Origin of the sequence: Bacillus sp. KICET-3 (genome assembly GCF_033261025.1) — a bacterium.
In the GTDB taxonomy this organism is placed as follows: Bacteria; Bacillota; Bacilli; order Bacillales; family Bacillaceae; genus Bacillus; species Bacillus sonorensis.
The window spans coordinates 2,414,296-2,427,234 of record NZ_CP137345.1 but is presented as its reverse complement, the minus strand read 5'-3'; the positions used below and the strand labels follow the sequence as shown (position 1 = coordinate 2,427,234).

The window sequence follows — 12,939 nt, the reverse complement described above, 5'->3', positions numbered from 1 at the left end:
AAACGAGTGGCAGAGCGGATCCATTTGACGATTGGAAAGCTATTGGAAAAAACGGCGGAAAAAGCGCCTGATCATGAAGCTGTCGTCTATACCGGCCTCGGCCTTCGCTATACGTATCAGCAATTTGACCAGCTATGCCGGAAAGCGGCAAAAGGATTGATGGCCCTCGGCATTCAAAAGGGTGAACACATTGCCATTTGGGCTTCAAATAGGCCTGAATGGCTGACCGTCCAATTTGCCGCCGCAAAAATCGGAGCGGTCCTCGTCACAGTGAATACGAATTATCAATTATCAGAGCTGGAATACGTACTAAAACAATCGGATTCGACCACGCTTCTTTTCATGGATTCCTACCGCGGCACTTCCTATACTGATATTCTTTATGAACTTCTTCCCGAATTGAGAAACTCCAAAGCGGGCGAACTCAAATCTGACAGACTGCCTTTTTTGAAACATATCATGCTGTTCGGGAAAAACAGGAAACCCGGGATGTATCTCTGGGAAGACCTTTTAGAAAAAGCCTCGCTGACCAGCGAAAAAGAGCTTGAAGAAAGAATGGCCAGCCTGAATGAACACGATGTGATCAATATGCAATATACATCAGGCACGACCGGTTTTCCGAAAGGCGTCATGCTGACCCACTACAATTTAGCCAATAATGCCGTCAATATTGCAGAATGTATGAATTTAACGGCAAATGACCGCATGTGTATCCCGGTTCCTTTTTTTCACTGCTTCGGCTGTGTGCTTGGAAATCTGGCCTGTGTCACCGTGGGCGCCACAATGGTTCCCGTTCAGGAATTCAGCCCGAGGGAAGTGCTCAAGACCGTTGAATCCGAAAGATGCACCGCGCTTCACGGCGTTCCCACGATGTTTATCGCCGAGATGAATGACGAAGATTTCGCTTCATACAATTTGTCTTCTTTAAGAACGGGGATTATGGCGGGCTCAAATTGTCCGACAGAGGTTATGAAAGGCGTCATTGAAAAAATGGGAATTTCCGAAATCACGATCGCTTACGGGCAGACAGAAGCTTCACCGGTGATTACCCAGACAAGAGTTCACGATTCACTCAAGCGAAGGGTTGAAACAGTAGGCCGGGCCCTCCCTCATATTGAAGTGAAAATTACCGATCCTGACAACAACCGGGAGGTGGAAAGAGGGAGGCAAGGCGAGCTTTGCACACGCGGCTATCATGTCATGAAAGGCTATTATAAAAATCCGCAGGCGACAGCCGCCGCGATTGATGATGAAGGCTTTTTGCATACAGGCGATTTGGCTGTGATGGATGATGACGGTTACTGCCGGATTACAGGACGATTAAAAGACATGATCATCAGGGGCGGCGAAAATATATACCCAAGGGAAATCGAAGAATTTTTATATCAGCACCCAAAAATACTCGATGTCCAGGTTGTCGGCGTACCTGACGAAACATTCGGCGAGGAAGTGTCAGCCTGGATCAAGCTCAAAAACGGAGAACATGCAACAGCCGAAGAAATCCGGGAGTATTGCAAAGGAAAAATCGCCCGCTATAAAATTCCCCGCCATGTTGTCTTTGTTGATGAATTTCCGATGACGGCCTCAGGAAAGGTGCAAAAATTCAAATTAAGGGAACAGGCGCATGAGATGTTTAAACTGTAATTTTGTTGTCAATGCCCGACTAACATGAAAGGGGGAGCTTTTTTGTTTAAAAAATTGCTAATTGCCAACCGCGGAGAAATCGCGCTTCGCATCATCCGCACCTGTAAACGGCTCGGCATCCAAACAGCGGCCATATACTCTGAAGCAGATGCGGAATCCCTGCATGTAAATGCAGCCGATGAAGCCTGGCTGATCGGGAAGCCGCGCGTCAATGAAAGCTATTTAAATATCGAAAAAATCATCGAAACGGCTAAACAAGCGGGAGCCGATGCCATCCATCCGGGATACGGGCTGCTTTCGGAAAACAGCCGTTTTGCTGAAAGGTGCAAAGAAGAGAATATCATCTTTATCGGGCCTTCCCCGGATGTCATCGCAAAAATGGGAGATAAAATTGAAGCGAGAAAAGCGATGGAAAAAGCGAAGGTTCCGGTTGTGCCGGGAATCACGCATAGCCTGTCAAGTTTGAATGAGGCCGTCGGCACCGCCCGGTCGATCGGCTTCCCCGTCATGCTGAAAGCCTCATTTGGAGGGGGCGGAATCGGCATGCAGCTGATTCGCAATGAAGACGAATTAAAAAAGGCGTATGAAGGCAACAGAAAGCGGGCGGCCGATTTTTTCGGAGACGGCGCCATGTATATTGAAAAGTTTGTCGAACATGCACGCCATATCGAAATTCAAATTCTAATAGACCACTATGGGAATGCCGTTTACCTATGGGAGCGCGACTGTTCGATCCAAAGGCGGCAGCAAAAAGTCATCGAAGAAGCCCCGGCCCCTCTGCTTGATGAAAACATGAGGGCAAAACTCGGTGAAGCCGCTGTAAAGGCCGCTCTGTCAATCGGTTATACCAATGCGGGGACAATTGAGTTTTTAGTAGATCAGGAGAATCGTTTTTATTTTTTGGAAATGAATACACGGCTTCAGGTCGAACATCCGGTCACAGAAGAAATTACAGGGCTTGACCTTGTCAGGGAGCAGCTGTATATCGCCTCCGGCGAACCGCTTTCTTTCTCACAGAAAGATGTAAAACGGGACGGCCACGCCATTGAAGTCAGAATTTACGCTGAAGACCCGAAAACGTTTTTTCCATCGCCGGGACGCATCACCGCCTTTACGCTGCCGGAACATCCGAACATCCGCCACGAGTGCGCCGTATCAGCCGGCATGACCATCACCCCGTATTATGATCCGATGATCGCCAAGATGATTGCGAAAGGAAAAAGCAGATGTGAAGCGATTGAAACCTTGCGCGCGGCGCTCTCGCAATACAAAGTGGCTGGAATCAAAACAAACATTCCGCTGCTTGAAGAAATCGTACGATCTCCTGCCTTTCAAAAAGGCGGGGTGCAAACCGATTTTATACAGCGGCATGTATTGAAACCAAAAGGAGGGGCTTTATGAATACAGTTGTCATCAATATGGCGGGCAACATATGGAAAATTTTAGTTCGTCGGGGAGATGAAATCGAGAAAGGACAGGAGGTGGCCATTTTAGAGTCAATGAAAATGGAAATCCCGATTGTGGCGGAAACGAGCGGCACTGTAAAAGAGATCAAAAAGCGCGAGGGCGATTTTGCTGATGAAGGAGACGTATTATTAGAGCTTCAATAGCGTCTGGGGGAAAGCAGATGAACATTCCAAATAACATCCGCATAAAAGAAGTCGGACCGCGGGACGGTCTGCAAAATGAGAACGGCGTGCTCTCTACAGGCGACAAAATCGCCTGGATTGACATGCTCTCCCTTACAGGGCTTCCCTATATTGAAATTACATCATTTGTCCATCCTAAGTGGATTCCGCCACTTGCCGATGCATTGGAGGTCGCCAAAGGAATCAAGCGGAAGCCGGGAGTCACATATGCAGCGCTCGTCCCCAATGCAAAGGGGCTTGAACGGGCGCTTGAAGGGGATATCGACGAGGCGGCCGTCTTTATGTCGGCAAGCGAAACCCACAACCTGAAAAACATCAACAAAACAATCGATGAGACGCTTCCCGTCCTGAAAGAGGTGATCACAGAAGCCATCAAGGCGAAACGTACTGCAAGGGCCTACCTTTCTGTTGTATTTGGCTGTCCTTATGAGAAAGCCGTGCCATTGGATCGGATCATCCGCATCTCTGAAACACTATTCGACATGGACATTTGCGAGCTGTCCCTAGGCGACACGATCGGCGCGGCGAATCCCGTACAGGTGGAAATCGTACTGGAAGCGCTGCTGAAACGCTTTCCAAAAGAAAAGATCGCGGTTCATTTTCATGATACAAGAGGGATGGCACTCGCCAACATGCTGACGGCCATGAACATGGGAATCACGGCTTTTGACGGGGCATGCGGGGGATTGGGAGGCTGTCCTTATGCGCCGGGTTCTTCCGGAAATGCCGCAACAGATGACCTCATCTATATGTGCGCCCAAATGGGCATTGAGACCGGTGTTGATCTTGGGAAGCTTCTCAAGGCAGCGAGATGGGTCGAAGAAAAAATGGGAAGGCAGCTGCCGAGCCGCAATTTGCAGGCCGCCAAATCACTCGGCAAATTGCCATAAAGGAGGGAGACCATCGTGGAGCCGAACATCCTGTATTCTGTTCAGAAAGATACAATCGCCGTCTTAACACTAAACAGGCCGCAGGCCGCAAATTCGCTGTCGCTTGCGCTGCTTGGCGAGCTGTGCGGCCTGCTCCGCGACATGAGAAACAATCCGGACATCCGTTGCGTTATCATTACGGGACAGGGGAATAAAACGTTTTGCGCCGGTGCGGATTTGAAGGAAAGAGCTCGGATGAATCGTACTGAAGCGAAGCAGGCGGTTTCCTTGATCCAAAGCGTGATTCATCAGGTAGAAAGCCTGCCTCAGCCTGTGATCGCCTCTCTCAATGGCAGCGCCTTGGGCGGCGGGCTTGAGCTCGCCTTGGCATGCGACATCAGAATCGCAGCCGACCATATTGAAGTCGGCCTGCCTGAAACAACGCTGGCAATCATTCCTGGTGCCGGCGGGACGCAGCGGCTTCCCCGCTTGATCGGCAGGGGCAAGGCGAAGGAGCTGATCTACACGGGACACCGTATCAGCGCCCAAACCGCACTGGATCTAAACCTTGTCGAACATGTCGTTCCATTATCAGAACTAAGGAAAAAAACCGAAGAGATCGCACAAAAAATCGCAGCAAACGGGCCGGTTGCCGTCAGACAGGCAAAGTTTGCGATCAATAAAGGTCTTGAGACAAACATCGAAACCGGGCTTGCCATCGAGCAAAAAGCGTACGAACTGACGATTCCGACAAAAGACCGTACAGAAGGACTGCAAGCTTTTTTAGAAAAACGAAAGCCCGAATATAAGGGAGAATAACAAGAAACGGAGGGAACAGCCGATGCCGGACGAAAAGGATTTGAACGAGCGAATCAGCGACATCGCAAAAGGCGGAGCGCAAAAATACCATGACGCCAATGCAAAAAAAGGCAAATTGTTTGTCAGGGACCGTTTGAAACTGCTGCTTGACGAGGGGCTTGATCTCGAGGACGCTTTTTTTGCCAATTGTATGTCTGAAGGGCTTCCTGCTGACGGAGTCGTCACGGGGATCGGCAAAATCGGCGGGCAAACCGTTTGCGTCATGGCCAATGATTCAACCGTCAAAGCCGGATCATGGGGAGCCAGAACCGTCGAAAAAATCATCCGCATCCAAGAAACAGCCGAAAAATTGCATTGTCCGCTGTTTTATTTAGTCGACTCGGCCGGAGCAAGGATCACGGATCAAGTTGACATGTTTCCCGGGAGGCGGGGGGCGGGCCGGATCTTTTACAATCAAGTCAAATTATCCGGTCGCATCCCGCAAATCTGTCTGCTGTTCGGCCCTTCCGCAGCGGGCGGCGCCTACATCCCGGCTTTCTGCGATATCGTCATCATGGTCGACGGAAACGCTTCAATGTACTTAGGCTCACCGCGCATGGCGGAAATGGTGATCGGGGAAAAGGTCACCCTTGAAGAAATGGGCGGTGCGAGAATGCATTGTTCTGTATCAGGGTGCGGAGATGTCCTCGCTGAAACGGAAGAAGAAGCGATTCTCTCAGCGCGCCGGTATCTGTCCTATTTCCCGGCAAACTATGCGGAAAAAGCGCCCATTGCCGAAGCGAGACCCGCGCAAACATTTGACAAACCATTGGAGGATGTCATCCCGCAAAACCAAAACACCCCGTTTGACATGATGGAATTGATCCGCCGGGTCGTCGATAAGGATTCATTTTATGAAATAAAAAAATTGTTCGCACCCGAGCTCATGACAGGGCTGGCAAGACTCCACGGGCTGCCCGTCGGCATCATCGCCAACCAGCCGCGGATAAAAGGCGGAGTTTTATTTCACGATTCCGCAGATAAGGCCGCGAAATTCATCAATTTATGCGATGCCTATAACATTCCGCTTCTTTTTTTGGCCGATATACCGGGATTTATGATCGGAACAAAAGTGGAGCGGGCGGGAATAATCCGGCATGGCGCCAAAATGATTTCCGCCATGTCAGAAGCAACCGTTCCGAAAATATCCGTCATCATCCGCAAAGCATATGGCGCCGGATTGTACGCGATGGCAGGCCCGGCATTTGAACCAGACTGCTGTCTCGCGCTGCCGACGGCGCAAATCGCGGTCATGGGGCCGGAAGCCGCGGTCAATGCCGTGTATGCCAAAAAAATCGCAGAGCTCCCTGAAGAAGAACGGTCCGCATTCATCGCCAAAAAGCGTGAAGAGTATCAAAAAGACATCGACATTTTCCGTTTGGCTTCTGAAATGATCGTCGACGGCATTGTTCCGGCCGGCTCTTTGCGGACTGAACTCGGCAAACGGCTTGGCGCCTATATGTCTAAATATGTGGCATTTAGCGAGCGGAAGCACCCGGTATATCCTGTCTGATCATGGAAACACGGAAAGGAGAACGATGATGACTGAAAAAGCGGTTTGGCAGCCTGATCCGGAATTTATCAAAACAACCCGGCTGTTTCAATGGATGAAGACACTCGGCTTTTCCGATTATGCCGATTTCTTGAAAGCCACTACAGATGATATCGCCTGGTTTTGGGAGGAAGCCGAAAAAGCCCTCGGCATCTCCTGGTACAAGCGATACAGCAGCACATTAAACATGGACCGGGGCATCAAATGGCCGAGATGGTATTCCGGCGGCCGCTTAAATGCCGTGTACAATGCCGTCGAAAAATGGGCCGGACAAACAGATACAGCCGCAAAAACGGCAATCATTTGGGAACGTGAAGACGGGAAAACGGAGCAGATTTCATTTTCTTCATTACACGATAAAATTGCGCGGGCGGCCAAAGGTTTTACACACCTGGGGATTTCAAAAGGGGATGTAATTGGGATTTACATGCCGATGATTCCTGAAACGGTCATTGCCATGCTGGCAGCCGCCAAAATCGGAGCGATCTTTTCCCCGATTTTCTCAGGCTATGGGGCTCATGCGGCAGCTGCCAGACTGAATGCCGCCGAAGTGAAAATGCTTGTCACCTGCGATGCATTTGTCAGGCGCGGAAACGTAATCACCATGAAAAAAGAAGCAGATGAAGCTGTGAACAGATCCCCGTCTGTCCAAAAAGTCGTCGTCTGCCGCCTTCATGATGCAGATGTACCATGGCATGAGACAAGAGACGTGGATTGGGATGAATTGATGAAACATGAGCCGCATGAGAGGACGGAAGAGATGGAAAGCTCTGAACCGCTCATGATTCTTTACACGTCGGGAACGACCGGACAGCCGAAGGGCGCCGTTCATACCCATTCCGGTTTTCCGATTAAAGCGGCGTTTGACGCCGGCTTCGGCATGGATGTCAAACAGGGGGATGCGTTTTTCTGGTATACGGATATGGGCTGGATGATGGGACCGTTTTTAATATTCGGAGGTCTCATCAACGGAGCCGCGATTTTATTATACGACGGAGCACCCGATTTCCCCGGGCCTGACAGGCTTTGGGAGCTTGTCAGCCGCCACCGCGTCACACATCTCGGCATCTCACCGACGCTTATCCGCGCCATGATGCAGTATGGCGAAGATTTCCTGAAAAAATATGACCTGGACAGCTTAAAAGCAATCGGTTCGACCGGAGAACCATGGAACTATGAACCGTGGATGTGGCTTTTCCGCCATGCCGGAAAAGGGAAACTGCCGATTTTTAATTATTCGGGCGGAACCGAAATTGCCGGCGGGATATTGGGAAATGTGCCGATATTGCCGATCGCACCGATGACCTTTAATTCGCCTCTGCCGGGTATGGCAGCCCATGTTTTCAATGAACAGGGAGACGAAGTCATAGACGAAGTCGGGGAGCTTGTCCTGACAAAGCCTTGGGTCGGAATGACAAACGGTTTTTGGAAGGAGCCTGACAGGTATGAAAACGCATACTGGAGCCGCTGGAGCGATGTCTGGGTGCATGGGGACTGGGCGGTTAGGGATGAAGAAGGATACTGGACGATCAGCGGCCGTTCGGATGATGTGATCAATGTTGCCGGCAAAAGGATCGGACCGGCCGAAATCGAATCCGTTTTCGTCAGTCATCCGGCTGTGGCAGAAGCCGGGGTGATCGGAGTCCCTGACGATCTGAAAGGGCAGGCCGTTGTTTGCTTCGCCGTTTTGAGAACGGGCGAGCAGCCTTCTGCACATTTGAAAACCGATTTGCTGAAGCTGGCCGCCGAAACGCTCGGAAAAACGATGAAACCGAAAGCGGTATATTTCGTCAGCGATCTCCCGAAGACAAGAAACGCAAAAGTAATGAGAAGGCTGATACGGGCTGCTTATTTACACGAGCCAACAGGCGATTTATCAACATTGGAAAACCCTGAGTCATACAATGAAATCGCACGGCTTTCAGCAGCCGAAGATCTGTAGTATACTTCAAAAGGATGCAAAAACAAAGAAGAAGGATCATGTCCTTCCTCTTTTATTTTGATCAGAACAATTGATGTTCTACATACGGACAATGACCGATCCTCCGCCGCCCGATGTGCAGACGCGGTTTTGCTGCTCTTCAATGGAACGCAGGAGCTGATTGTTGCTTTCCATCAGCTTGATCAGCAAAGCCATTTGATCCTCGAGGTTTTTCAATCTTTGGGTCATATGCTGCGGGTGTTGCCCCGGCGGCAGTTGTGGCGAGGCAGCGGGCGGGTAAGATGTTTCAGAATTCCATTTTGAATGCATGGTAACTGCGCCTCCATCATCAAAACTTATGTACCTTATCGTATGATCTTTAAAAAAACAACGTTCGCCTAAATTCGGACGAAAGGGAATGAGACATGTATTTAACAATAAAAGAAACAGCAGAATATTTGTCGCTTTCTGAAGCATACATTGAACAGCTGATCAGAGAAAAGAAAATCCGCGTGATCGACGACGGGCAGCAATATTTAATTAACAAAGAACAATTCAACTCCCATCTGGAGCAGATGGAAAAGTATAAGGAACTGGTTGAGGCCATCCTGAATGAACCCATCCCCGAAGATCCGGATGTAAAAGACGAAGATTAGTATAATATAAATATATTATGTAAACTAAAACAGCGTATTGTTCTGCCCCCAACGCTACAAAACCGGCGGGGAACTGATAAAAAAGTCACAATTAAGGAAATGAAAGGGATGAAAAAGCGGCATTTTTCAAGGTTTATACGATTTTATTTCATTTCAGAAACAATCACGTTCATTTTTTGTTCAAAAAATGTTATCATTTAATAGTAAAATATATCGTGTTTTGAGATTGCAAGTTTTTCAGTCCATTGACAGGGGTACTGAAAGAAGCAAAACAAACACATCAGGGGGGCTCTTTCTCTGCGGATTTGTTTGTGCATAAATTCACAAACTCCGATCAGAAAGAACTTCCTGCAAAAAATAGCACATTGCTTATTGTAAAGGAGAATTGGTTATGCCGGAAACAATCGATCAAACAAACGAATCTGTTAGCCAAAGCCAACGCGATCTCATTGATCAGCTGCTAAAACCTGAAGTACAGGAGTCTTTGACTGTTCTAGTCGACCAGCTTCCAAAGCTGACTGAACTGGTAAACATTTTGACGAAGTCTTACGATTTCGCGCAATCCGTGGCGACTGACGAAGTATTAAAAAGCGATACTGTAGGTGCCATTACAGAAATTCTCGAGCCGGTAAAAGAAACGGCGAAAGATATCGCGGCGACGGCGATCGAAGCAAAGGACCGCGCTGACGAAAGCAATGAAGTGATCGGACTGTTCGGTCTTCTGAGAATGCTTAAAGATCCGCAGGCTCAAAAACTGTTCCGCTTTGTCCAAAGCTACCTGCAAATCATGTCAGAACGCGAAAAACAAAAATAATACCTTCAGAACACATTTAGAATAAGGACGGAGGATTCATGATGTCAAAACATATAGTCATTCTAGGCGCTGGTTACGGCGGATTACTTTCTGCTTTAACAGTACGCAAACATTACAGTAAAGAAGAAGCAACAATAACAGTGGTCAATCAATACCCGACTCACCAGATCATTACGGAACTGCACCGTCTTGCGGCAGGAAACGTCTCAGAACAAGCCATCGCTATGCCGCTTGCAAAGCTTTTCAAAGGAAAAGACATCGATCTTAAAATCGCAAAAGTAAACTCTTTTTCCGTTGATAAAAAAGAAGTCGCTCTTTCAGACGGTTCTACGCTAACATACGATGCGCTCGTAGTCGGCCTCGGTTCTGTAACGGCTTACTTCGGCATCCCTGGACTTGAAGAAAACAGCATGGTTCTTAAATCCGCAAATGATGCGAAGAAGATCTTCAAGCATGTCGAAGAACGCGTACGCGAATACTCCAAAACCAAAAATGAAGCTGATGCAACAATTCTTATCGGGGGAGGCGGCTTAACAGGCGTCGAGCTTGTCGGTGAGCTTGCTGACATCATGCCAAATCTTACGAAAAAATACGGTGTAAACCCTAAAGAAATCAAATTAAAATTGGTTGAAGCAGGGCCGAAAATCCTTCCTGTTCTTCCGGATGATCTTATCGCACGCGCGACTGCCAGCCTTGAAAAACGCGGCGTTGAATTCTTAACAGGTCTTCCTGTCACAAATGTAGAGGGGAACGTCATTGATCTGAAAGACGGATCAAAAGTAGTTGCCAACACATTTGTTTGGACTGGCGGCGTACAAGGAAATCCTCTTGTCGGCGAATCAGGCCTTGAAGTCAACCGCGGACGCGCGACTGTGAACGAATTCCTTCAATCTACTTCACATGAAGATGTGTTCGTTGCCGGAGACAGCGCTGTCGTCTTTGGTCCGGACGGCCGTCCATATCCGCCGACAGCACAAATTGCATGGCAAATGGGCGAACTGATCGGCTACAACCTATACGCATACTTAGAAAACAAATCTCTTGAAACATTCAGCCCTGTCAACTCAGGTACGCTTGCAAGCCTTGGCCGCAAAGATGCAGTTGCGATCATCGGCGCTAACTCAACAGCCCTGAAAGGACTTCCTGCTTCCTTAATGAAAGAGGCAAGCAACGTGCGCTACCTAAGCCATATTAAAGGTCTATTCAGCCTGGCTTACTAATAAAATTCCAGCACTACTTATAGTGTAAACTATAAGTGGTGCTTTTTTATGCCGTAAATTTGACGGGGAAATGAAATATTTTGAATTTTTTAGTTTACTGTTGTTCCAGTCAGCTTCAAATGCCCACACTACACAATTTTCGAAGTATATCCCGCCCCTTTTTGCAATAAAGTATTAAAACATGAGCGGAAGGGGGGAACTGAATGTCCAAAACCGTAAAGCTTTGCCTGTGCATCATGATAATATTCGTTCTGGGGATTGCGTCCCACACAGTTGGAGAAGAGGCTGCCGTCCATGCGACTGAAAAGAACGACGGCCTTGCCGCCGAACTTGACCGGATATTAAAAAATGAGCCTGACTTAAAAGGAGCGCTTGCGGGAATCAGCGTCAGATCGGCGGACACCGGAAAGGTCGTATACAGCCATATGGGAGACGTCAGAATGAGACCCGCATCCAATCTGAAGCTTTTGACCGCCGCCGCTGCTCTTTCTGTGCTTGGCGAAGATTATTCTTTTACAACAGAGGTGCTGGCTGACGGGCCTGTCCAAGGGAAAAAGGTCGAAGGGAATCTCTACTTAAAAGGAAAAGGCGATCCCACACTGTTAACAGAGGATTTTGATAAGCTGGCTAAAAGCATCCGTCAAAAAGGAATCAGGCAGATCCGCGGAAACCTTGTCGGGGATGATACTTGGTATGACGATGTCCGCTATTCGCCAGATATATCCTGGAGCGATGAACATACATATTACGGAGCACAGATTTCCGCATTAACCGCATCGCCAAATGAAGATTATGATGCAGGCACAGTGATCATCGAGGTGAACCCTGGCGGAAAAACCGGGCAAAAACCAAAGGTTACGGTATCTCCAAAAACGGCATATGTAAACATCGCCAACCATGCCGAAACCGTCCCCGCCGACGGAAAAAAAGAGATCACAATCGCAAGGGAGCATGGCACAAATACGATCAATATCAAAGGCACGATCCCGATGGAAACATCAAGAGTCAGGGAATGGATCGCTGTTTGGGAACCGACCGGCTATGCTCTTGATTTGTTTAAGCAGGCGCTCAAGCGGCACGGCATCAAAGTGCTCGGAAAAACAAAAACCGGCGTCTCGCCGCAAAACGCGCACCGTGTCACAACCCATCAATCCATGCCGCTTTCAGAGCTGATGGTGCCGTTTATGAAGCTCAGCAACAACGGCCATGCCGAAACATTGGTCAAGGAGATGGGAAGGACGGTTAAAGAAGAAGGGAGCTGGGAGAAAGGGCTTGGCGTTTTAAAAGAAACGCTTCCGAGGTTTGCCGTTGATCCAGACGCCATCCTCCTGAGAGACGGTTCGGGAATCTCCCATATCAATCTCATCTCCGCACATCAGATCACAAATCTGTTATTTTCCGTTCAGGATAAAAAATGGTTTTCCGTTTTTCTGCATTCACTGCCGGTTGCCGGCGAAAGTGACAGAATGGCCGGCGGAACATTGCGCAACCGTATGAAAAATCCGGCCCTCAAAGGTAAAGTAAAGGCAAAGACAGGCTCGCTGTCGACCGTCAGTTCATTATCCGGCTATGTTGATACAAAAAGCGGAGAAACGTTGATTTTCTCTGTCATTTTAAATCAGCTGCTTGATGATGAGAAAGGAAAAGATATCGAAGACAAAATCGCCGAGGTATTAGCCGCCCAATGACAGCACCCGTTTCTTAAGAAGCGGGTGTTTTTCTTGTCCTAAATGGAGACAACGCGCCGTTTTTCGGT

General features: G+C 48.6%; 12 protein-coding genes. 11 read left to right on the top strand and 1 reads right to left on the bottom strand.

Annotation, left to right across the window (positions count from 1 at the left end; genetic code table 11):
• The first annotated feature begins 6 nt into the window (after positions 1–6).
• The 7 genes from R5H20_RS12325 to R5H20_RS12295 are packed head-to-tail and all read left to right on the top strand — an operon-like array spanning position 7 to position 8,514.
• Positions 7–1,644, top strand: a complete 1,638-nt coding sequence (locus R5H20_RS12325) for an AMP-binding protein (protein WP_006637157.1) — start codon at positions 7–9, stop codon at positions 1,642–1,644.
• Between the two features lie 42 nt (positions 1,645–1,686).
• On the top strand, positions 1,687–3,045 hold the full coding sequence (locus tag R5H20_RS12320; protein ID WP_006637156.1) for an acetyl-CoA carboxylase biotin carboxylase subunit: 1,359 nt from the start codon (positions 1,687–1,689) through the stop codon (positions 3,043–3,045).
• Positions 3,042–3,254, top strand: a complete 213-nt coding sequence (locus R5H20_RS12315; RefSeq protein WP_006637155.1) for an acetyl-CoA carboxylase biotin carboxyl carrier protein subunit — start codon at positions 3,042–3,044, stop codon at positions 3,252–3,254. Before R5H20_RS12320 ends, R5H20_RS12315 begins: the two co-directional genes overlap by 4 nt.
• Before the next feature lie 17 nt (positions 3,255–3,271).
• A complete protein-coding gene (locus R5H20_RS12310; protein WP_006637154.1) occupies positions 3,272–4,183 on the top strand; it encodes a hydroxymethylglutaryl-CoA lyase in 912 nt (303 codons plus the stop codon).
• Between the two features lie 15 nt (positions 4,184–4,198).
• Positions 4,199–4,981: an enoyl-CoA hydratase gene (locus R5H20_RS12305; protein ID WP_006637153.1), complete on the top strand. Its 783-nt coding sequence runs from the start codon at positions 4,199–4,201 to the stop codon at positions 4,979–4,981.
• A 22-nt stretch (positions 4,982–5,003) separates the two neighbouring features.
• On the top strand, positions 5,004–6,533 hold the full coding sequence (locus tag R5H20_RS12300) for an acyl-CoA carboxylase subunit beta (protein ID WP_006637152.1): 1,530 nt from the start codon (positions 5,004–5,006) through the stop codon (positions 6,531–6,533).
• Between the two features lie 28 nt (positions 6,534–6,561).
• Entirely contained in the window at positions 6,562–8,514 is a 1,953-nt protein-coding gene (locus R5H20_RS12295; protein ID WP_006637151.1) for an AMP-binding protein, read from the top strand.
• A 78-nt stretch (positions 8,515–8,592) separates the two neighbouring features.
• On the opposite strand, the gene R5H20_RS12290 is transcribed toward R5H20_RS12295, so the two are convergent.
• Entirely contained in the window at positions 8,593–8,823 is a 231-nt protein-coding gene (locus tag R5H20_RS12290) for a hypothetical protein (protein ID WP_006637150.1), read from the bottom strand.
• Positions 8,824–8,918: 95 nt separating this feature from the next.
• Here R5H20_RS12290 and R5H20_RS12285 point away from each other — a divergent pair, with 95 nt between their 5' ends.
• From R5H20_RS12285 to dacB, 4 genes are all read left to right on the top strand, one after another.
• Positions 8,919–9,149, top strand: coding sequence for an excisionase family DNA-binding protein (locus R5H20_RS12285; RefSeq protein ID WP_006637149.1), 231 nt, complete (start codon positions 8,919–8,921; stop codon positions 9,147–9,149).
• 391 nt (positions 9,150–9,540) lie between these two features.
• On the top strand, positions 9,541–9,963 hold the full coding sequence (locus R5H20_RS12280; RefSeq protein WP_006637148.1) for a helical membrane plugin domain-containing protein: 423 nt from the start codon (positions 9,541–9,543) through the stop codon (positions 9,961–9,963).
• Positions 9,964–10,004: 41 nt separating this feature from the next.
• On the top strand, positions 10,005–11,183 hold the full coding sequence (locus tag R5H20_RS12275; RefSeq protein WP_006637147.1) for an NAD(P)/FAD-dependent oxidoreductase: 1,179 nt from the start codon (positions 10,005–10,007) through the stop codon (positions 11,181–11,183).
• Between the two features lie 203 nt (positions 11,184–11,386).
• Positions 11,387–12,871, top strand: coding sequence for a D-alanyl-D-alanine carboxypeptidase/D-alanyl-D-alanine endopeptidase (gene dacB, locus R5H20_RS12270; protein ID WP_006637146.1), 1,485 nt, complete (start codon positions 11,387–11,389; stop codon positions 12,869–12,871).
• Positions 12,872–12,939: the final 68 nt, after the last annotated feature.